The organism is Rhizobium sp. K102 (assembly GCF_022385315.1).
Taxonomy (GTDB): Bacteria; Pseudomonadota; Alphaproteobacteria; order Rhizobiales; family Rhizobiaceae; genus Rhizobium; species Rhizobium croatiense.
On sequence record NZ_CP092435.1, the window covers coordinates 1 to 20,380 of the forward strand.

The following is a 20,380-nucleotide window of genomic DNA, read 5'->3' on the forward strand; positions in this document are numbered from 1 at the left end:
TTCGAGGCGCACACTAACTGCAAGACAGGAACGAACAAGGGCGTTCTTGAGCCATTTTTAGGAAAGCTTACTCCATCGCCGCGTACCAGTGATTGCGATAGGCGGAAAGCCCCGCGATTTCGGCCGGCGGAACATGCGTCTCGGCGCCGGATACCGGCCGGATACCGGTGAGAAGGGCAGCACCCTGGCTGGTGCCGGTCGAGCCGGGAAGGGCGAGGACCTCGCGGCCGGCAAGGGCGGCAAGCAGCTTTAGATAGATCTCGTTCAGGGCAAAGGGCCCTTCAACGATGACTGGGCCTTTGGCGCCAATCAGTCCGAGGCAGGCATCGGTCATCAGAGCGAGATAGAGGCAGGCGGCGGCATGACGCTCCTCGCGGCTCGCCTCTTCCGCGCCGATCCAGCGGCTGGTCTTTCCCGGAAAAGGTCCGGAACCGGGGGCGATGTTGGGCAGCAGCATTGTGCCCTTTTCGATGACGGGGCGGATCGCCGCCCGGGCCGCCTTTTCATCGACAGGGCCGATTTCGGCCGACAGGATCTCGAATTCCCGCCCGCCCATGAAACGCGAGGAGGGGACGGCCCGGCCATAGGCATCGACATTGGCGAGCGCATCGCGTTTGGCATCGAGGTGATCGAGATCTCCGCCGACGCCGAAATTGATCACCCATGTGCCGGTAGAGGCGACGGCGAAGGGGGCATCGCGATGGACGAGATGCGGCAGCAGCGAGGCATTGGAATCGTGAATGCCGCAATAGACTGGCACGGGGGCTGCGAGCCCAAGCTCCGCGGCAATCTCGGGCAGCACCGGGCCGAGCGCATCGAAGGCAGAGCGGATCGGCGCCATCAGGCCGCGGATGCCGAGCCTGTCGACCAGCGAGGAATAGTCGCCGGCCTTCGGATTCCAGAGGTCGGTATGGCAGCCGAGCGAGGTCAGCTCGTTGGCGGCAACACCCGTCAGCCGCGCCGCCCAATATTGTGCATAGGTGAGGATGGTCGCCACCTCAGCGAACGCCTCGGGAAAGGCGCTTTTCTGATAATGCAGCTGCGCGCCGACATTGAGGCCCATCGAAAGGCGCGGCGAGAAGGTCTCGTCGAAGGAGGGGCGCAACGCTGTATAGGCATCGCGGATCGCTTCGGGATATTCGTGTTCGTAGTCAATCACAGGCATGGCAAGCGTGCCGTCCCGATCGAGCAGCGCCGCGGCGGCTCCATGGGTGGTGATCGAAATGGCGTCGAATCCCGTTTCCCGCGCCAGCGTCTTCAGGGCATCGAGCGCGAAGGACCAGAGCGCCTCTATTTCGTAATGCGGGTAGGGGCCGGTCTTGATCGTAACGTTCGGCCGTTTCAGGACGGCGATCTCGGCGCCCGTCCCGCTGTCGAGCACGACGACCTTGGCATTGGTCTTGCCGATGTCGAGAACGGCGATGCGGCGATAGGAGGTGGCTGTCATGGCATATGGAAGACGGTGACGAGATCGCTCTGCACAGGTGAATTGTCCGCGTTCGTCGCCATGATATCGGCCATGTGCGCCCACCATTTCTTCATGACAGGATGCTCCGGCAGACTCGCCATCGTATGGTCCTTCGGCCGCGTCAACACGCCGAACAGCGTGTTGGTGTCGCGGTCGAGATGGATGGAATAGTCGCTGGCGCCGGACTGATGCAGGAGATCGACCAGTTCCGGCCAGATCTCGTCATGCCGCTTGCGATATTCGGCTTCCATGCCGGGGTTGAGCTGCATCTTGAAGGCGTGTTTTTCTGTGGTCATCGGGAGCTCATGAGCTTGACGCGGCGGGCGATGATCGGGATGGCGATGGTGATGATGAGCAGAAGGCCGATGAAGATCGACATGACGATGCCGGGCACATTCAACAGACCGAGGCCGAAGGTGACGAGGCCCATGACGAAGGCGGCAATGACGACGCCGCCGATCCTGCCCGAGCCGCCGAGGATCGAAATGCCGCCGAGCACGACCATGGTGACGACCTCGAGTTCCCAACCCTGGGCGATCGACGGCCGGGTCGAGCCGAGGCGCGAGGTCAGGCAGACGGCGGCCACCCCGCTCATGATGCCGGTCAGCAGGAAGAGGATGAATTTGACGCGCTCGACCGGGATGCCGGAGAAGCGGGCAGCGAAGTCGTTATTGCCGATCGCATAGACCTGCCGGCCGAAATTCGTCGCATGCAGCAGGATGGCGAAGAGGATCGCCACGACGATGAAGAGCACGAATTCGAAGGAAAAGACCCAGAATACGTAGCCCTGACCGAAATAGGCGAAATCGGCGGGGTATTTGCCATAGGCCTGGTCGCCGAGCACGATATAGGAAATGCCGCGGAAAAGGCTCATCGTGCCGATGGTGACGACGATCGACGGCAGTTTCAGCACCGAGACGAGCACGCCGTTGAAGATGCCGCAGGCAAGGCCCGTGCCGATGCCGATCAGCACAAGGCCGGGCGTGCCGATGCCGGCCTGAGCCGCCGCTCCCATCGCGGTCGAGGCGAGCGCGATGATGGCAGCAACCGAGAGGTCGATCTCGCCTGAGATGACGAGCAGCGCCATGGCAAAGGCGATCATCGCCTTTTCGGTGAAGTTGAAGGTGGCGTCCGAGAGGTTCCAGGCATCGAGGAAATAGGGCGAAGCCAGAGAATTAAAAATGAAGATCAGGACGGCGACGCCAAAGAGCAGCACTTCCCAGCTTGCGATGATGCGGCGGAAAGGTGTGCCGAGGCGATCGGGGATGACCCGCTTTTCGGACTGTGTGGAAACGGCGCTCATGCTGCGGCCTCCGTTCTGGTGTCGGCTGCGGCCCGGTCGCGCAGGATGATACGACCGCGGTTGCGCTCGCGCCGGGCGTTGAAGGCGACGGCGAGGATGATGACGGTGCCTGATATCGCCATCTGCGTGAAGGGTGAGATGCCGATGACCGGCAGCGCATTCTTGATAACGCCGAGGAAGAGCGCGCCGAGGACCGTGCCGGCGACCGAGCCGACACCGCCGGCAATCGAAATACCGCCGATGACGCAGGCAGCGACGCTGTCGAGTTCGAAGCCGTTGGCGATATCGACATAGGCGACGGCGTAACGCGACACCCAGAGATAGCTGGCAAGGCCGGCCAAGGCGCCCGACAGCACGAAGGCCAGGAACTTCGTCCGGCCCGTATCGATGCCGGCATAGACCGCCGCGGTCGGATTGCCGCCGGTCGCATAGGCCGAGCGTCCGAACTGACTGTAGCGCAGCAGCATGTACATCAGCGCGACGATGATGATCGCGACCCAACTCAAGACCGGCAGGCCGAGGATCGGCGTGCGGGGAACGGCGAGGAAGGTCGGCGTCATCTGGTGCGCGTTGACCCAGGCGCCGCCCGAGAGCACGAAGGCCATGCCGCGATAGATGGTGAGCGTACCGAGGGTGACGACGATCGGCGGGATTTCGAGACGCCAGACGAGGAGGCCGTTGATAGTGCCGAGCGCGGCGCCAATGATGATCGCTGTAAGGATGAGCACGACGAGCGGCAGGCCGGGAAAAGCGGCGTTCATCATCGCGATCGCCATGCCGGTGAAGGCGAGGTTGGCGGCGACGGAAAGGTCGATCGATTTCGTCAGAATGACCGTCATCTGGGCGAGCGCCAGGATGATCAGGATGGAGGTATCGTTGAAGATGCCGGCGAGATTGCCGGGTGTGGCGAAATCCGCAGCGCGGGTCGAAAAGACCGCGATCATCACGACGATGATGAGGAACAGCAGGGTTTCGCGTTTTCTGATCAGTCTTGCCATGCTCACTACCTCATGCATTCCCGGTCGCCGCGCGCACCAGCGCTTCCGGCGAGAGCTGATCGCGCTCGAAGAGCCCGGCCGACAGGCCCTCCTTCATGACGAGGACGCGGTCCGACATGCCGATGATCTCCGGCAGTTCGGACGAGACCATGATGATCGACAGACCTTCGGAGGCGAGTTCGCTGATGAAGCCGTGCACAGCCGCCTTCGAGCCGATATCGATGCCCTTTGTGGGTTCGTCGAGTATGATGACCTTCGGCGACGTCGCCAGCCATTTGCCGATGACAACCTTCTGCTGGTTGCCGCCGGAGAGCGTGCCGACCGGCACGGAAAGGGCTGCGGCGCGCAAATCCAGCCGCTCGGCATATTTGCGGGCCAGCGCGAATTCGTTCGCGGCCCGGAGGAAGCCATGGCGCGAGGTGCGGGCGAGCGAAGGCAGGGTCATGTTCTGGAAGATCGGCATTGGCAGCGCCAAACCATGGCGGCCGCGCTCCTCCGGCACATAGACGATGCCGGCGCGGATCGCATCCTGCGGGGAATGAATGGTGACCTCGCGCCCTTCGAGCATCATCGTGCCGGAAAGCGGCTTGGTGATACCGAAAAGGGACTGCGACAGTTCCGAGCGGCCGGCGCCGATGAGGCCGTAAATGCCGAGGATCTCGCCCTTGCGCAGAGTGAAAGAGATATCGCGGAATTCGGTGCGGTGGCAGTAGTTGCGGATCTCCAGCACCGGGCCGCCGATGGCGACATGGATCTTCGGGAAGACGTTCTCGACGTCGCGGCCGACCATCATCCGGACGATTTCGTCCTGCGGCGTTTCCTTGAGCCGGCCCTGGCCGACGGCGCGGCCGTCGCGGAAGACGACGAAATCGTCGGCGATCTCGTAAAGCTCATCGAACTTATGGCTGATGAACAGGATCGCCTTGCCCTGGTCCTTCAGGCCCCGGACAATGCGGAAGAGATCGTCGATCTCCTTGCGGGAAAGGGCGGCGGTCGGCTCGTCCATGATGACGATGCGGGCCTCGATCGACAAAGCGCGCGCGATCGCCACCAGATGGCGTTGCGCGATCGAGAGGTCCTTCAGCCGGATGGTTGGGTCGATATTGCTTTCGAGCGCGGTCAGCAGCGTCTTCGAGCGGCTGTTCATCGTCTGCCAGTCGATGGTGCGCAGGCGCGTGCGCGGCGCATGGCCGAGGAAGATGTTTTCGGCGACCGTCAGTTCGTCAAAAAGCACGGTTTCCTGATGAATGGCGGTGACGCCGGCGTCGATGGCGGCCTGGGCGCTGGCAAAACTCGTCGGCTGGCCGTCGACGAGGATCTCGCCTTCGTTCGGCCTGTAGATGCCGGTCAGGATCTTGACGAGCGTCGACTTCCCGGCGCCGTTTTCGCCGATCAGCGCGGTCACCGTGCCCGGATGAAGCGCGATACTGACATTGTCGAGCGCCTTCACACCAGGAAAGATCTGCGAGATGCCGCGCATTTCCAGAATGGCGGGCGCGTCGCCGGTTTTGCTGTCCGTGACGGGTTGTTGAAAGGCGGCGTTCATCAGATTTCTACCAGTGTCGAAAGGGAAATCCCGGCGACCATCGGCCGCCGGGCTTTTAAACGTCGCTCCGGATCAGAAGACCTTGGAGAACTGGTCGATGTTCGAAGCGTTGTAGACGAAGGGATCGGCCATGGCGGCTTCGCTGTTGTCGCCGACCTTGATCTTGCCCATGCGGCCGGCATTGATCTCGCTGCCCGGCTTGCCGTCGGTCTCGCCCTTGACCAGGCGATAGGCGATCTGGGTTGCGGAGTAGCCGAGGTCGATCGGGTTCCAGATGGCGAATTCCTTCGTGGCACCCGACTTGATCGCGCCGGCCATTTCGGACGGCAGGCCGAGGCCGGTGACGTAGACCTTGCCTACAAGGCCCTTGTCTTCGACGACCTTGGAGGCGGCGAGAATGCCGACCGTCGTCGGAGCGACGATGACCTTGACATTCGGGTTCGACTTCAAGAGGCCTTCGGCTTCACGATAGGACTTGTCCGAGAGGTCGTCGCCGTAAACCGTGGTGACGAGGTTGAGGCCCGGGAAGTCCTTGAGCTGCTTCTTCATCTGGTCGATCCAGATGTTCTGGTTGGTCGAGGTAGTCGTGGCCGACAGAATGGCGAAGTCGCCCTTGCCGCCTTCCAGATGGTTCTTGGCCAGCGTCAGGCACATCTTGCCGATCAGCTCGTTGGACGAAGGATTGAGCTGCAGGATGCGACCTTCCGGGGCGACGCCGGAATCCCAGGAGATGACCTTGATGCCGCGCTGGGTAGCCTTCTTCAATGCCGGAACAAGCGCGTCGGGATCGTTGGCCGAGACGGCGATGGCGTCGACGCCCTGGGCGATCAGCGAGTTGATGACTTCGATCTGGCCTTCGGCCGTCGTCGACGTCGGACCGGTGTAGATCACCTCTACGCCGCCGAGTTCCTTGGCGGCTTCCTGGGCGCCCTTGTTGGCGGCGTCGAAGAAGCCGTTGCCGAGCGACTTCACGACGAGGCCGATCTTGATGTCCGCGGCGGTTGCCGTGCCGGCCATCATGGCGACGGCGAGCGCGACGCCGAGCGCAAGTGTTTTTGCGAGTTTCATGTGCTTTCCTCCCTTAAAGATTAGACTTCCACACCTCGGCGGCGCCTCATGCGACCGACGAGGAATCCTCCCTCACAGCCTGGGTCACCGGGCTTGCGACAACGAGCCGGACGCCGGCATTCTCGACCATGCGAGCCGCCTCTTCAGAAATCCCGTCATCGGTGATGACCACAGACACGCGGTCGAGCGCGCAGAGAATGAGGCTCGACCGGCGATTGAATTTGCTTGAATCGACCATGACGACGAGCTCATCGGCCTGGTGCATCAGCTTCTGCTCGCTCTGGATGACGAGCGCATCCGCCTCCATGATGCCGAGCGGGCCGACGCCCTGGGCGCCGATGAACATACGCCGCGCATAAAAATTGCGAATGGCGTCATTGTCGAAAGGCGACAGGATCAGGCTCTGTTCGCGATAGATCGCGCCGCCCGGCACCGTCACCGTGTTCTTGGAATGCTTCACCAGATGTTCGGCGATGGCAAAAGAATTGGTCATGACCTGCATGCGATGGCCGGCCATGTAATGCACCATCTGGAACGTTGTCGTCCCCCCGTTGATGATGATGGCGTCGCCCGCCTCGCAGAGATCGACCGCTGCGCGTGCAATTGCGCGCTTTTTATCGATGTTGACCGATTCTGAAACCCGAAAGGGCCGGCCGGCAAGGCTGCCGAGCTGCGGCGGATGCACCGCTTCCGCACCGCCGCGGACACGGCGGATCTTGCCCTGCACATGAAGAGCCGCAATATCGCGCCTGATAGTCGCTTCAGAAGCTTCCGTCAGCTCGGAAATGTCCTGGATCGTAACGACAGACTTTTCCTGAACGGCGCTTAAGATGATGCGATGACGTTCGCGTTCGTGCATTGGGCTCCTCCTCTTGTCATATTTATTTCGCATCCGTTCAAGGCTGTCAATCACAAACGATCATAAATTTTCATATTGCGATGCAGCATAATCGAATTTGATCGTTTTCGATTGACAAGCATAGTTTTGATGCGCGATACCGTGAGCGAAAGGGCGCGCTGATCGCCGTGCTCGACAGGCCTGATATGGGAGGATGATATGGCGGCGAACGTCCGGCTTCTGGAAAACCGGTGGGATGATGGGTACGCGGCGGGCCTCGATGAGCCCGGCAAGCTGCTCTATCGCTCGAATCTGCTCGGTGCCGACAAGCGCATCACCAATTACGGCGGCGGCAACACCTCGGCGAAGGTGATGGAAACCGATCCGCTGACCGGCGATACGGTCAAGGTGCTCTGGGTCAAAGGATCGGGCGGCGACGTCGGTACGATCAAGCTCGACGGTTTCGCGACGCTCTACCAGGACAAGCTGGAATCGCTGAAATCCATCTACAAGGGTGTCGAGGACGAGGATCGCATGGTCGGCTTCCTGCCGCACTGCACCTTCAATCTCAACGGCCGCGCTGCCTCGATCGACACGCCGCTGCATGGTTTCGTGCCGTTCACCCATGTCGATCACATGCACCCCGACGCCATCATCGCCATTGCCGCGTCGAAGAATTCGAAAGAATTGACGCGGGAGATTTTCGGCAACGAAATTGGCTGGCTGCCCTGGCGTCGCCCGGGTTTCCAGCTCGGCCTGGATCTCGAAGCCTTCGTCAAGGCGAACCCGAATGCCAAGGGCGTTGTGCTCGAAAGCCACGGCCTCTTCACCTGGGCCGATGACGCCAAGGGCTGCTACGAACTGACGCTTGAGATCATCAACAAGGCGATCATCTGGTTTGCCGAAAAGACCGAAGGCAAGACGATCTTCGGCGGCGCGGTCTCCGAGAGCCTGCCGGTTGCCGAGCGCCGCGCCATCGCCGCCCGGCTGATGCCGGAGATTCGCGGCCGCATCGGCAAGCAAGAGCGCAAGCTCGGTCATTTCGACGATCAGGACGCTGTGCTCGAATTCGTCAATTCCAGGGATTTGCGTCCGCTCGGCGCGCTCGGTACCAGCTGCCCGGATCATTTCCTGCGCACCAAGATCCGCCCTCTGATCGTCGATTTCGATCCCGCCAAGCCGGATGTCGATGCCATCGTCGCCGGCCTCGACCGGGCACTGGAAGATTACCGCGCCGATTACGCCCGCTATTACAACGACTGCAAGCATGACAATTCGCCCGCCATGCGCGACGCCAATCCCGTCATCTTCCTCGTTCCCGGCGTCGGCATGCTGTCCTTTGCCCGCGACAAGGCGACATCACGCATCGCCAGCGAATTCTATGTCAATGCCATCAACGTCATGCGCGGCGCTTCGACGGTCTCGGAATATCAGGGCCTGCCGGAGCAGGAGGCGTTCGATATCGAATATTGGCTGCTCGAAGAGGCCAAGCTGCAGCGCATGCCGAAGCCGAAGAGCCTTGCCGGCCGGGTGGCTTTCGTCACCGGTGGCGCCGGCGGCATCGGCCGGGCGACGGCGGCGCGCCTCGTCGGCGAGGGCGCCTGCGTGGTGCTTGCCGATATCGACCAGGCGGCACTTGAAGCCACCGAGGCCGATTTCGTCAAGAAGTTTGGCGCCGACGCTGTGCGCAGCGTCCCGCTCGACGTCACCAAGGAAGAGGCGGTGATCGCCTCCTTCGCGGAAGCCTCGGTGGAATTCGGCGGCATCGATATCCTCGTCTCGAATGCCGGCATTGCCTCTTCCGCGCCGATCGAAGCCACCGAGCTTGCGACCTGGAACCGCAATATCGATATTCTCGCGACCGGTTATTTCCTGGTGTCGCGCGAAGCCTTCCGCCTGTTCCGCCGTCAGGCGCTCGGCGGCAATATCGTCTTCGTCGCCTCGAAGAACGGTCTTGCCGCTTCGCCGAATGCCTCTGCCTATTGCACTGCAAAGGCTGCCGAAATCCATCTCGCCCGTTGCCTGGCACTGGAAGGCGCTGATGCCGGCATCCGCGTCAACACCGTTAACCCGGACGCCGTCCTGCGCGGATCGAAGATCTGGAGCGGCGAATGGCGCGAACAGCGCGCCGCCTCGTCGAAAATCGAGGTGGACGATCTCGAGGAACATTACCGCAAGCGTTCGATGCTGAAACTCAACGTGTTTCCGGAGGATATCGCCGAGGCGATCTACTTCCTCGCCTCGGACCTTTCGGCAAAATCGACCGGCAACATCATCAATGTTGATGCCGGCAACGTCCAAAGCTTCACGCGCTAAGCTACTTCCGCAGGATCACCCATATCGCGTGGATGATCCCCGGCACATAGCCGCAAAGCGTCAGCAATATGTTGAGCCAGAAATGCAGGCCGATCCCGACCTGCAGGAATACGCCAAGGGGCGGCAGGATGATCGCAAGAAGAATGCGGACAACGTCCATCGTAGCTCCTGAGTTTTGAAGACATACAAGCGTTAGAACGCAAACCACGGTTCGGTGGTTCGCGACGTGGGAGGAAACAATGGCTGAATTCAGGATTGCGCCGGATCTGGTGGCGAGCGAAAATGAAAAGCGGGTGGCGGCACTGAAAGCCGATTACGACGCATTGGGTGCGACGCTCGATCGGCGCGGCGTCGATATCGAAGCAATCACCCGCAAGGTTGCGGAATTTTTCGTCGCCGTTCCGTCCTGGGGTGTTGGCACCGGCGGCACGCGCTTTGCGCGTTTTCCCGGAACCGGCGAGCCGCGTGGCATCTTCGACAAGCTCGACGATTGCGCCGTCATCAACCAGCTGACGCAGGCGACGCCGAACGTCTCGCTGCATATTCCCTGGGACAAGGCGGATGCACGGGAATTGAAGGCCAAGGGCGATGCGCTCGGCCTCGGCTTCGACGCAATGAATTCGAACACTTTTTCCGATGCGCCGGGACAGGCCCATTCCTACAAATACGGTTCGCTCAGCCATACGGATGCGGCAACGCGGGCGCAGGCGGTCGAGCACAATCTCGAATGCATCGAGATCGGCAAGGCGATCGGCTCGAAGGCGCTGACGGTGTGGATCGGCGACGGCTCGAACTTTCCCGGCCAGAGCAATTTTACCAGGGCGTTCGAGCGTTACCTCGCCTCGATGGCTGACATTTACAAGGCGCTGCCCGACGATTGGAAGCTCTTCACCGAGCACAAGATGTACGAGCCGGCCTTCTATTCGACGATCGTGCAGGATTGGGGCACCAACTACCTGATCGCCCAGACGCTCGGCCCCAAGGCTCATTGCCTGGTCGATCTCGGCCATCATGCGCCGAACACCAATATCGAAATGATCGTCGCCCGGCTGATCCAGTTCGGTAAGCTCGGCGGCTTCCATTTCAACGATTCGAAATATGGCGATGACGATCTCGACGCCGGCGCGATCGATCCCTACCGGCTGTTCCTCGTCTTCAACGAGCTGGTCGATGCCGAACAGCGTGGGGTCAACGACTTCAACCCGGCCCATATGATCGACCAGTCGCACAATGTCACCGATCCGATCGAGAGCCTGATCAACAGCGCCAACGAAATACGCCGCGCCTATGCGCAGGCGCTGATCGTCGACCGCAAGGCGCTCGAAGGCTACCAGCAGGACAATGACGCGCTGATGGCGTCGGAAACCCTGAAGCGGGCCTATCGCGCCGATGTCGAGCCGATCCTCGCCGAAGCCCGTCGCAGGGCCGGCGGCGCGATCGACCCGCTCGCCGCCTATCGCGCCAGCGGCTATCGCAAGAAGGTTGCGTCCGAGCGTCCGGCTTCTGTTGCCGGCGGCGGCGGTATCATCTGAATTTCGAAACTGAATAAAAGGATGGCCGGCCGTGCGGATGACGCACTGCCGGCCATTGCCGTTTACGGCTTCCAGGCGCCGGCGATCTGGCGGGTGGCGATGTTCAGCCGGTTCCAGACGTTGATATTGGCGATGGCGACGACGAGGGCCGCAAGGCTCCTGCCGTCATAGTGCCGGGTCGCCTCGTCCCAAATCTCGTCCGGCACCGGGTCGGCGCGGTCGCTGGTGCGGGTCACCGCCTCGGTCAGCGCGAGGGCGGCCCGTTCGGCGTCGCTGAAATAGGGCGTGTCGCGCCAGGCGCTGACGGCAAAAAGCCGCTCATCGGTCTCGCCGAGCTTCTTGGCGATGCGTGGATGCCCGTCGATGCAGACGCTGCAGCCGTTGATCTGGCTGGCGCGAAGATTGACGAGTTCGAGCAGCGTCGGTGAAAGACCCGCCTCTGCCGGCACTTTGCCAAGCGCCGTCAGCGCCTGCATGGCCGCGGGAAGGACGAGGGCGGGATTTCCCATTCTCTCCTGCATGATATGTCTCCTTAATGCGTTTGCGGTTCGACGATCCGCTGGCCCTGTCACATCGGCCGGCTTCCATTCGTCATAGGTTTGACGGAACGCAGCGGAGGAATGTGACACGTGGATGAGAAAAAATGGCTGGCCGATGAATTCGAGGCGAACCGGGGGCATTTAAGGGCTGCGGCCTACCGCATGCTTGGCTCGCGCAGCGAGGCGGAGGATGCTGTTCAGGAGGCTTGGTTGCGCCTCAACCGCACCGACACGACAGAGGTCGACAATCTCGGCGGCTGGCTGACGACGGTCGTGGCGCGCATCTGCCTCGATATGCTGCGCGCCCGCAAGACCCGGCGAGAAGAGCCGCTGGAAATGCCTGTGCACGCGGCGATCGTCGATCCCGCCAAGGATCCGGAACGCGAGGCAGCCTTTGCCGATTCCGTCGGCCTGGCACTGCTCGTCGTGCTGCAGACGCTGGCGCCCGCCGAACGTGTCGCTTTCGTGCTGCACGACATGTTCGATCTGCCGTTCGATGAGATTGCGCCGATTATCGGCCGTTCCTCCGCCGCCGCCCGACAGCTTGCCAGCCGCGCGCGCCGGAGGGTGCAGGGCGTCGACGAGGCGCCGGAGGTCGATTTTGCCCGCAAGCGGACGATCGCCGAGGCCTTTCTTGCCGCTTCCCGCAACAGCGATCTGGAGGCGCTGCTTGCGGTGCTCGCTCCCGACGTTGTCTTCCGGCCGGATGCGACGGCGGCCCGATATGGCATTGGCCAAATGCGCGGCGCGGCCGATGTGGCCCAGGCCTTCAAGGGTCGGGCACAGGCGGCGCAGATCGCCATCGTCGACGGCGAAGTTGGATTTGTCGTTGATATTGGCGGTCAGATTCGCGTCGCGGTGACGCTGGCGATCGGCGATGACAGGATTGTTGCGATCGACGCCGTCGCCGATCCGGATCATCTGCAACGGATCAACTATTCGATCCTTCGGGATTGAAAACGTGTGATGTTCGAAACAGACCGGCTCGGTAGGAGGGCGCCTTTACGTTTGCGTCGTCGCGAGCCGGATCATTTTCTGCGACAGATTTCCTTGACAGCCATGAGCTTGGCTTTATTCTATTATAAAGCCTCATATGACATAATTACGGAATTTCTTAGGTGTGATTGTATGAGCCGCCATCTCTAGTTTCCCTCCCTCTCCATAGCGACTTGGACGGATGGGCAGGAAGCGATTCCCAGACTTCGGAAGGAATACATACATGTCCGGCGACCAGGTGAAGAAGCCGCTTCTCCTTACCAATGTCAAACCGGTGGCTTTCGGTGCGGGTACAGGCGAGGGGGTGATCGACATTCTCGTCGATGGCGAGGGCAGGATCGCTGAGATCGGGTCGTCGCTCGCGGTCTCCCCGGATGTGACGCGCATCGACGGCAAGGGTGCCTTCATCTCGCCAGGCTGGATCGACCTGCATGTGCATATCTGGCATGGCGGCACCGACATTTCGATCCGCCCCTCTGAATGCGGTCTCGAGCGTGGCGTGACGACGCTTGTCGATGCCGGGTCGGCCGGCGAGGCGAATTTCCACGGTTTCCGCGAATATATTATCGAGCCCTCGCGCGAGCGCATCAAGGCCTTCCTGAACCTCGGCTCGATCGGTCTTGTCGCCTGCAACCGGGTCGCTGAACTGAGGGACATCAGAGATATCGATCTCGACCGCATCCTCGAAGTCTATGCCGAAAACAGCGAGCATATCGTCGGCATCAAGGTGCGCGCCAGCCACGTCATCACCGGTTCCTGGGGTGTGACCCCGGTCAAGCTCGGCAAGAAGATCGCCAAGATCCTCAAAGTGCCGATGATGGTGCATGTCGGCGAGCCGCCGGCGCTCTATGATGAAGTACTCGAAATCCTTGGTCCCGGCGACGTCGTCACCCACTGCTTCAACGGCAAGGCCGGTTCGAGCATCATGGAGGACGAGGATCTCTTCAATCTCGCCGAGCGCTGCGCTTCGGAGGGCATCCGCCTCGACATCGGCCATGGTGGCGCCTCCTTCTCCTTCAAGGTGGCGGAAGCGGCGATCGCCCGCGGCCTGCTGCCCTTCTCGATCTCGACCGACCTGCACGGCCATTCGATGAATTTTCCGGTCTGGGACCTGGCGACGACGATGTCGAAGCTGCTCAGCGTCGGCATGCCCTTCGACAAGGTGGTTGAAGCCGTCACCCATGCGCCGGCATCGGTCATCAAGCTGCCGATGGAGAACCGGCTTTCGGTCGGCGCGCAGGCCGAATTCACGATTTTCGACCTGGTCGATTCCGAGCTCGAGGCGACGGATTCCAACGGCGATGTCTCGGTTCTCAACAAGCTGTTCGAGCCGCGCTATGCGGTGATGGGCGCCGATGCTTTCGCCGCCAGCCGTTATGTGCCGCGGGCGCGCAAGCTGGTGCGCCATAGCCATGGTTATTCCTACCGGTAGGATCCGCCGCCGGGCTTGCGCGATGCACTTCATCGGGCACGTTGCGAACTGTCAGAACGGCCATATCCAAACTCCCAGCAGACGCTGTCAATGACAGCACTTAGCAGTCGGATTTCAGGTCTAAGATCTCAGCGGTTGCGCCAGCCCATCAGTTTTTCGATCCGCTCCGCCGAACTGCGCACATGCGCAGTGTAATGGTTCTCGTCGGAGAAGGCTTTCTGCTCCGGCAGCACGATGGAAATGGTGGCGACGCACTGGCCGTCGCGGTCGCAGATCGGCGAGGCGATGCAGGCGACCGCATAATCCGATTCGCCCGCCTGGATCGACAGGCGCGACTCGAAAGCTTTTCCGGCCGCCTCCGACAGGGTGCGCGGATCGATCTCGGCGCGGCCGGTCGGCGACGAGCGGGCGCAGCGCTTGAAGAGCTCGATGCGCTCCTGCTCCGGCAGATGCCCGACGAGCAGGCGGCCGGACGCTGTCCAGTTCAGCGGCACCCGGGTGCCGACGCGCGACGCCACCTGGAAGTGGCTCGGGCCGTCGGCCATGGCCAGCACCAGCATATAATCGCCGTCGCGGCCGCAGACCTGCACGGTTTCGCCGGCCTGGCGGCAGAGGTCGTGCATCTCGTGGGTGGCGATGCTCATGAAGTCCAGCGACCGGGCATAGGCGAGGCCATAGTGATAAAGCCGCGCGCCGAGCCAGATCGAGCCGTCTGCCTGGCGTGTCAGCATGTTCTTCTCGACCAGATCGTCGACGATGACGTAAACGGTCGAAAGCGGCGCCTTCACCGCCTTGGCGATGGCATAGACGCCGGCGGGCGATCCCGTCTCATAGAGATGATCGATCACCTGAAGCGCCCGGTCGATGCCGCTGACGCGCGCGCGGCGCGCACCCTTGCCGGCGGCTTCGTCGGCATGGCCCTCATCTTCGGAGTAAACTGCGGGTGATGTCTTTCCGTCCAATTCATGCACCTCGTTAACACTGCGATTATGTTACATTACTATGGCATAGCGGTCGCTGTGGCAAATCGCAACATCTTGTAGGTTGATCGTTCGGGCGGGTGCGCCAGCGATGGAAGCCCTAGGGAAACTCAAGGATTATTCTTCAGCCACCGCCATCCCCGCAGCCCACTGATCATAAGAAGACTCGTCAGCACTTGCATCAGCGACATTGTTAGAAATGCCGCAGTCATTTCAGGTTCGTATCCGTTTCGCACGAACATCCAGGCCCACAAAACCCTACCCAAGGCATGCAGCAAAACCATCGCAACCGAAAATGGCAACAACCCCAGCTTGCCGCTGCGTATGCGCAGGCCCGTCAAGATTAACAAAGCTCCGACGAGGATTTCGATGCCAGAGCGCAAATCAAAAATTTGGGATTCTAAATAGGGGCCCAGAACATAGGAAATGCCCAGCAGAAAAGTGGGTAACCCGGCCATTCTGGTCACATAAATAGCGCTCTCTCTGTCCCTGACACGTGGCCATAAGCCATGAGGCTGCACTGATCCGTCAGTTGTCATTTCGGTGTCTCATTGGGTGATGCGTGTAATTCCTCGCCATTACAACCATGCTTGAGGTCTGTCGAGGAGGATTCTGAATTCGGGCGCGATGGCGCTCGAAATCGGACGCCGTCCCGATGGCGACGAGAACTGATGTCTCGACGTGAGGTCATTTTAATCCGAAAACAATGCAGTCGTAATCCCGCTTGGAACAACAAGCCGCAGCCTGAGTTTGACCCCGAACCCAGGAGGTCACGATGACGAATTATCCGACACCGCCTTTCCCGTCCCAGAAACAGCCCATGCCCGGTTTTACCGCACAGATGGATCCCGTTCCCGATCATGGCGAGAAAAGCTATCGCGGTTCCGACCGGTTGAAGGGTAAGCGGGCGATCATCACCGGCGGCGATAGCGGCATCGGCCGGGCGGTGGCGATCGCCTATGCCAGGGAGGGCGCCGACTTGGTGATTTCCTATCTGGACGAGGATGAGGATGCCGACGAGACGAAGCGGCTCGTCGAACAGGCCGGACGCAAGGCCGTGCTCGTCAGCGGCGATATCCAGGATCCGGCTCATTGCCGGCAGATCGTCGAGACGGCGGTCAAGGAGCTCGGCGGTATCGACATTCTCGTCAACAATGCCGCGCATCAGGCAAGCTTCAAGAGCATCGACGAGATCAGCGACGAGGAGTGGGAACTGACCTTCAAGGTCAACATCCACGCGATGTTCTACCTGACCAAGGCTGCCGTCCCCCATATGAAGCCCGGCAGCGCCATCATCAATACGGCCTCGATCAACTCCGACAGTCCGAATCCGACATTGCTCGCCTATGCGACGACCAAGGGGGCGATCCAGAATTTCACCGCCGGCCTCGCCCAGCTTCTGGCCGAGAACGGCATTCGCGCCAACGCCGTGGCCCCGGGGCCGATCTGGACGCCGCTCATTCCCTCGACGCTTCCTGAGGAAAGCGTCAGCAATTTCGGCAAGCAGGTACCGATGAAACGGCCGGGCCAGCCGGCCGAGCTTGCAACAGCCTACGTGATGCTGGCCGATCCTTTGTCGAGCTATGTCTCCGGCACGACAATCGCGGTCACCGGCGGCAAGCCGATACTGTGATGCAGGTCGGACGGAATTGGCGGTTCCGGGTCAATGACCTGCATCAAACGAGGAGCTGAAGCCTGCCGGTCAAGTCTGATGCGACGCGCTTCAGTGCGGCCTGCCGAAGCCGCCGCCGGTCGGCGTCGTGAGGATCACGGCGTCCCCGGCGGCGAGCATTGACTGGTCGCAGCCTGCGAGCCTTTCGACGGTGCCGTCCGCGCGACGGATCTCGGTTTTCCCCAACTGCCCGTCTTCCCCACCGAAAAGGCCGAACGGCCGGATCGTTCGATGCGAGGAGAGAATGCTGCAATCCATCATTTCCAGAAAGCGGATGGTGCGCTCGGTGCCGCCGCCGGCGCTATACTGCCCCTTGCCGCCGGAACCGCGGCGGACGTGGAAATCTTCGAGTACGACAGGAAAACGGAATTCCAGCACCTCGGGGTCGGTCAGCCGCGAATTGGTCATATGCGTGTGCACGCCATCGGCGCCGTCGAAGCCGGTGCCGTCGTTAAGCCTGCCGGCCGGGCCGCCGGCGCAGATCGTCTCGTAATATTGATAGACGGCATTGCCGAAGGTCAGGTTGTTCATCGAACCCTGGGCTGCCGCCAGCGTTCCGAGCGCGCCGAACAGGGCATTCGTCACATGCTGGCTGGTCTCGACATTGCCGGCGACGACGGCGGCCGGATAGACGGGACGAAGCATCGAACCCTCCGGCACGATGATCCGGATCGGCCGCAGGCAGCCGGCATTCATCGGGATGGGCTGCTCGACCATGACGCGGAAGACATAGAGCACGGCGGCGCGGGTCACCGGTTCCGGCGCATTGAAATTGGTCGGCTGCTGCGCGCTCGTGCCGGTGAAATCGACCGTTGCCTCACGCGCCTGCCGGTCGACGGTGATCTTCACCTTGATGACGGCTCCCTGATCGGTGGGATAGGTGAATTCGCTGTCGCTCAAGCGGGCGATCACCCGGCGCACACTCTCTTCGGCATTGTCCTGGACATGGCCCATATAGGCCTCGACGACGTCGAGCCCGAAATGGGCGACCATCTTGCGCAGTTCGTGCACGCCCTTTTCGTTGGCGGCGATCTGCGCCTTGACGTCGGCGAGGTTCTGGGCGGGGTTGCGGGCGGGATAAGGATGATCCTTCAGCATCGCCGCGAATTCGGCTTCGCGAAAACGGCCTTCATCGACCAGCAGGAAATTGTCGATCAGCACGCCTTCTTCGTCGACCTTGGTTGCCCGCGGCGTCATCGAGCCCGGCGCTTTGCCGCCGATATCGGCGTGATGGCCGCGCGAGGCGACGTAAAACAGGATGGTTTTTCCCGCGTCGTCGAAAACCGGTGTGACGACGGTAATGTCGGGCAGGTGCGTGCCGCCATTGTAAGGCGCGTTGAGCGCGAAGACGTCGCCCGGGCGGATGCGGTCCGCGTTGAGGCGAATGATCGTTTCGACCGACCGATCCATGGAGCCGAGATGCACCGGCATATGCGGCGCATTGGCGACAAGCGCGCCGGTGCGGTCGAAGACGGCGCAGGAGAAATCGAGCCGCTCCTTGATGTTGACCGAATGCGCCGTGTTCTGCAGCGTTACGCCCATCTGTTCGGCGATCGCCATGAAGAGGTTGTTGAAGACCTCGAGCATGACGGGGTCGGCATTCGTGCCGATCGCGGCATTGCGGGCCAGCGCAATTTCGCGGGTGAGAACGATATGATCGAGGTCGGTGAGCCCTGCCTGCCAACCGGGTTCGACGACGATCGTCTGATGTGGTTCGATGACGAGGGCCGGGCCCTTGAGGACGGCGCCAGGCTTCAGCGCACCCCGCTCGAAGATGCCGGCCTCATGCCATGCGCCGCCGGAAAAGAAGCGGGTCGTGCGGAGCGCTTGCGGCGCGAAGGCTAGTGCCTGTGTCGCCGCTTCCTCGATATCGGCGCCGCCGCCGATGCCCTCGACTTCGATGGAGTCGACGACGACAGGGCGGTCTTCGAAGATAAAGCCGAACTGCTTCTTGTGGGCGATGGCGAAGGCTTGCACCATCTCCTCCTGTGGCCCGAAGGCGACCGGCAGGGCCGTGTCGGTGCCCTTGTATTGCAGGTGCAGGCGGGTGACGATCTCCATATCGACGGCCTTGACGCCCTGCAGCGCCAGTTCCTCGTGGACATCTTTCTCCAGTGCAGCCCTGATGCCGCCGATCGTCGTCAGCGCCTGGGTGATCTCCGTCAGAACCGCGCGCTGGCGTGTGGCGCGGATGTCGGCAAGCCCCATGCCATAGGCGGAGAGGATGCCGGAAAACGGGTGGATCAGCACGGTTTTCATGCCGAGACTGTCGGCGACGAGGCAGGCATGCTGGCCGCCGGCACCGCCGAAGCAGGTGAGCGCATAGCCGGAAACGTCATAGCCGCGCTGGACGGAGATCTTCTTAATGGCATTGGCCATGTTTTCGACGGCGATGGCGAGGAAGCCGTCGGCGACGTCTTCCGCCGTCCGCCCGCCGCCGATCGTCTCTGCCATCTCGGCAAAGGCTGCGCGCACCGCCTCGGCATCGAGCGGCTGGTCCTGCTCCGGCCCGAAGATAACAGGGAAGAATTCCGGCAGCAGCTTGCCGGTCATGATGTTGGCGTCGGTGACGGCAAGCGGGCCGCCGCGGCGATAGGATTTCGGGCCGGGTGTCGCGCCCGCCGATTCCGGGCCGACGCGGAAGCGCGAGCCGTCATAGCTCAGGATCGAGCCGCCGCCGGCGGCGACGGTGTGGATCTTCATCATCGGCGCGCGCATGCGCACGCCGGCCACTTCGGTCTCGAAGGCGCGTTCCAATTCACCGTCGTAATGCGAAACGTCGGTCGAGGTGCCGCCCATATCGAAGCCGATCATCCTGTTGAAACCGGCAATGCGTGAGACCTCGACCGCGCCGACGACCCCGCCAGCAGGACCCGAGAGGATCGCGTCCTTGCCCTGGAAGAGATGCGCGTCGGTCAGCCCGCCGGAGGACTGCATGAACATCAATTTCGGGCCTTGTCCCTCGACAGCGCCGATCTCGGCTGCGACCTGATCGACATAGCGCCTCAGAACCGGAGACAGATAGGCATCGACGACGGCGGTATCGCCGCGGCCGACGAGCTTGATCAGCGGTGAAACCACATGCGAGGGCGAGACCTGGGTGAAGCCGATCGCGCGCGCGATGGCGGCGGCCCGCTGCTCATTTTCGGGGTAGCGATAGGCGTGCATGAAGACGATGGCGACGGCGCGCAGCCCTTGGGCATAGGCAGCTTCCAGGGCTTGCCGCAAGTCATCCTCGTCGAGCGGGCGTTCCACGCTGCCGTCGGCCAGCACACGCTCGTCGGCCTCGATGACATCGGCATAGAGCAGTTCCGGCTTGACGATCTTCTTGGCGAAGATATCGGCGCGGGCCTGGTAGCCGATCTCCAGCGCATCGCGAAAACCTTTTGTCGTCACCAGCAGGGTCGGATCGCCCTTGCGCTCCAGAAGCGCATTGGTGGCGACCGTCGTTCCCATCTTCACCGCGCCGATGAGCTCAAAAGGGACCGGATCATCGGCTTTGAGGCCGAGCAAGTCGCGAATGCCGTGCACCGCCGGGTCGCGATAGGCTTCCGGATTTTCCGAGAGCAGCTTGTGGGCAATGAGTGAGCCGTCCGGGCGCCGTGCGACGATATCGGTGAACGTGCCGCCGCGATCGATCCAGAAATCCCACTGTCCGCCCATCGTCCGGCCTCCTGTTGAACTGAAAATTT

The 20,380-nt window shown here is 61.9% G+C and carries 17 protein-coding genes; 5 read left to right on the forward strand and 12 right to left on the reverse strand.

All coding sequences use genetic code 11. The features are described from left to right. Positions 1 to 67 precede the first annotated feature (67 nt). The 7 genes from MHI61_RS03960 to MHI61_RS03990 all read right to left on the reverse strand — a co-directional run bounded on the left by MHI61_RS03960 (position 68) and on the right by MHI61_RS03990 (position 7,242). Entirely contained in the window at positions 68 to 1,447 is a 1,380-nt protein-coding gene (locus MHI61_RS03960; RefSeq protein WP_239789612.1) for an FGGY-family carbohydrate kinase, read from the reverse strand. Further along, on the reverse strand, positions 1,444 to 1,764 hold the full coding sequence (rhaM, locus tag MHI61_RS03965) for an L-rhamnose mutarotase (protein WP_239789613.1): 321 nt from the start codon (positions 1,762 to 1,764) through the stop codon (positions 1,444 to 1,446). The genes MHI61_RS03960 and rhaM overlap by 4 nt, the downstream gene beginning before the upstream one ends. After that, positions 1,761 to 2,771, reverse strand: coding sequence for an ABC transporter permease (locus MHI61_RS03970; protein WP_239789614.1), 1,011 nt, complete (start codon positions 2,769 to 2,771; stop codon positions 1,761 to 1,763). Before MHI61_RS03970 ends, rhaM begins: the two co-directional genes overlap by 4 nt. Further along, on the reverse strand, positions 2,768 to 3,769 hold the full coding sequence (locus MHI61_RS03975) for an ABC transporter permease (protein WP_239789615.1): 1,002 nt from the start codon (positions 3,767 to 3,769) through the stop codon (positions 2,768 to 2,770). Before MHI61_RS03975 ends, MHI61_RS03970 begins: the two co-directional genes overlap by 4 nt. Before the next feature lie 10 nt (positions 3,770 to 3,779). After that, entirely contained in the window at positions 3,780 to 5,315 is a 1,536-nt protein-coding gene (locus MHI61_RS03980; RefSeq protein WP_239789616.1) for a sugar ABC transporter ATP-binding protein, read from the reverse strand. 72 nt (positions 5,316 to 5,387) lie between these two features. Then, positions 5,388 to 6,383, reverse strand: a complete 996-nt coding sequence (gene rhaS / locus MHI61_RS03985) for a rhamnose ABC transporter substrate-binding protein (protein WP_239789617.1) — start codon at positions 6,381 to 6,383, stop codon at positions 5,388 to 5,390. Between the two features lie 46 nt (positions 6,384 to 6,429). Then, the gene (locus MHI61_RS03990; protein ID WP_239789618.1) at positions 6,430 to 7,242 is read right to left on the reverse strand and encodes a DeoR/GlpR family DNA-binding transcription regulator; all 813 of its coding nucleotides are present in this window, start codon (positions 7,240 to 7,242) and stop codon (positions 6,430 to 6,432) included. A 198-nt stretch (positions 7,243 to 7,440) separates the two neighbouring features. Here MHI61_RS03990 and MHI61_RS03995 point away from each other — a divergent pair, with 198 nt between their 5' ends. Continuing rightward, complete coding sequence (locus MHI61_RS03995) at positions 7,441 to 9,537, forward strand: bifunctional rhamnulose-1-phosphate aldolase/short-chain dehydrogenase (protein ID WP_239789619.1); 2,097 nt, start codon at positions 7,441 to 7,443, stop codon at positions 9,535 to 9,537. A gap of 1 nt (position 9,538) precedes the next feature. Here MHI61_RS03995 and MHI61_RS04000 read toward each other — a convergent pair whose 3' ends face one another. Further along, positions 9,539 to 9,697 carry a YqaE/Pmp3 family membrane protein gene (locus MHI61_RS04000; protein WP_003547831.1) on the reverse strand — a complete coding sequence of 53 codons (159 nt, stop codon included), beginning with the start codon at positions 9,695 to 9,697 and terminating at the stop codon, positions 9,539 to 9,541. Positions 9,698 to 9,776: 79 nt separating this feature from the next. On the opposite strand from MHI61_RS04000, the gene rhaI reads away from it, so the two are divergent. After that, entirely contained in the window at positions 9,777 to 11,069 is a 1,293-nt protein-coding gene (gene rhaI, locus MHI61_RS04005; RefSeq protein WP_239789620.1) for an L-rhamnose catabolism isomerase, read from the forward strand. 62 nt (positions 11,070 to 11,131) lie between these two features. Here rhaI and MHI61_RS04010 read toward each other — a convergent pair whose 3' ends face one another. Continuing rightward, complete coding sequence (locus MHI61_RS04010; protein WP_040111478.1) at positions 11,132 to 11,590, reverse strand: carboxymuconolactone decarboxylase family protein; 459 nt, start codon at positions 11,588 to 11,590, stop codon at positions 11,132 to 11,134. A 108-nt stretch (positions 11,591 to 11,698) separates the two neighbouring features. Between MHI61_RS04010 and MHI61_RS04015 the strand changes: the two genes are divergently transcribed. After that, entirely contained in the window at positions 11,699 to 12,565 is an 867-nt protein-coding gene (locus tag MHI61_RS04015) for a sigma-70 family RNA polymerase sigma factor (protein ID WP_239789621.1), read from the forward strand. Positions 12,566 to 12,827: 262 nt separating this feature from the next. Then, entirely contained in the window at positions 12,828 to 14,036 is a 1,209-nt protein-coding gene (locus tag MHI61_RS04020) for an amidohydrolase/deacetylase family metallohydrolase (protein ID WP_239789622.1), read from the forward strand. 128 nt (positions 14,037 to 14,164) lie between these two features. On the opposite strand, the gene MHI61_RS04025 is transcribed toward MHI61_RS04020, so the two are convergent. Together MHI61_RS04025 and MHI61_RS04030 are read right to left on the reverse strand one after the other, a co-directional pair. Beyond that, a complete protein-coding gene (locus tag MHI61_RS04025) occupies positions 14,165 to 14,998 on the reverse strand; it encodes an IclR family transcriptional regulator (protein WP_239789623.1) in 834 nt (277 codons plus the stop codon). Between the two features lie 128 nt (positions 14,999 to 15,126). Beyond that, positions 15,127 to 15,555, reverse strand: a complete 429-nt coding sequence (locus MHI61_RS04030) for a hypothetical protein (RefSeq protein ID WP_239789624.1) — start codon at positions 15,553 to 15,555, stop codon at positions 15,127 to 15,129. Positions 15,556 to 15,791: 236 nt separating this feature from the next. Here MHI61_RS04030 and MHI61_RS04035 point away from each other — a divergent pair, with 236 nt between their 5' ends. Continuing rightward, complete coding sequence (locus tag MHI61_RS04035; RefSeq protein WP_239789625.1) at positions 15,792 to 16,649, forward strand: SDR family oxidoreductase; 858 nt, start codon at positions 15,792 to 15,794, stop codon at positions 16,647 to 16,649. 90 nt (positions 16,650 to 16,739) lie between these two features. On the opposite strand, the gene MHI61_RS04040 is transcribed toward MHI61_RS04035, so the two are convergent. After that, entirely contained in the window at positions 16,740 to 20,351 is a 3,612-nt protein-coding gene (locus MHI61_RS04040) for a hydantoinase B/oxoprolinase family protein (RefSeq protein WP_239789626.1), read from the reverse strand. Positions 20,352 to 20,380 lie beyond the last annotated feature (29 nt).

Coding starts and splice junctions, on each gene's coding strand:
- MHI61_RS03960 (WP_239789612.1), bottom strand. CDS start 1,447: ATGACAGCCACCTCCTATCGCCGCATCGCCGTTCTCGACATCGGCAAG.
- rhaM (WP_239789613.1), bottom strand. CDS start 1,764: ATGACCACAGAAAAACACGCCTTCAAGATGCAGCTCAACCCCGGCATG.
- MHI61_RS03970 (WP_239789614.1), bottom strand. CDS start 2,771: ATGAGCGCCGTTTCCACACAGTCCGAAAAGCGGGTCATCCCCGATCGC.
- MHI61_RS03975 (WP_239789615.1), bottom strand. CDS start 3,769: ATGGCAAGACTGATCAGAAAACGCGAAACCCTGCTGTTCCTCATCATC.
- MHI61_RS03980 (WP_239789616.1), bottom strand. CDS start 5,315: ATGAACGCCGCCTTTCAACAACCCGTCACGGACAGCAAAACCGGCGAC.
- rhaS (WP_239789617.1), bottom strand. CDS start 6,383: ATGAAACTCGCAAAAACACTTGCGCTCGGCGTCGCGCTCGCCGTCGCC.
- MHI61_RS03990 (WP_239789618.1), bottom strand. CDS start 7,242: ATGCACGAACGCGAACGTCATCGCATCATCTTAAGCGCCGTTCAGGAA.
- MHI61_RS03995 (WP_239789619.1), top strand. CDS start 7,441: ATGGCGGCGAACGTCCGGCTTCTGGAAAACCGGTGGGATGATGGGTAC.
- MHI61_RS04000 (WP_003547831.1), bottom strand. CDS start 9,697: ATGGACGTTGTCCGCATTCTTCTTGCGATCATCCTGCCGCCCCTTGGC.
- rhaI (WP_239789620.1), top strand. CDS start 9,777: ATGGCTGAATTCAGGATTGCGCCGGATCTGGTGGCGAGCGAAAATGAA.
- MHI61_RS04010 (WP_040111478.1), bottom strand. CDS start 11,590: ATGCAGGAGAGAATGGGAAATCCCGCCCTCGTCCTTCCCGCGGCCATG.
- MHI61_RS04020 (WP_239789622.1), top strand. CDS start 12,828: ATGTCCGGCGACCAGGTGAAGAAGCCGCTTCTCCTTACCAATGTCAAA.
- MHI61_RS04030 (WP_239789624.1), bottom strand. CDS start 15,555: ATGACAACTGACGGATCAGTGCAGCCTCATGGCTTATGGCCACGTGTC.
- MHI61_RS04035 (WP_239789625.1), top strand. CDS start 15,792: ATGACGAATTATCCGACACCGCCTTTCCCGTCCCAGAAACAGCCCATG.
- MHI61_RS04040 (WP_239789626.1), bottom strand. CDS start 20,351: ATGGGCGGACAGTGGGATTTCTGGATCGATCGCGGCGGCACGTTCACC.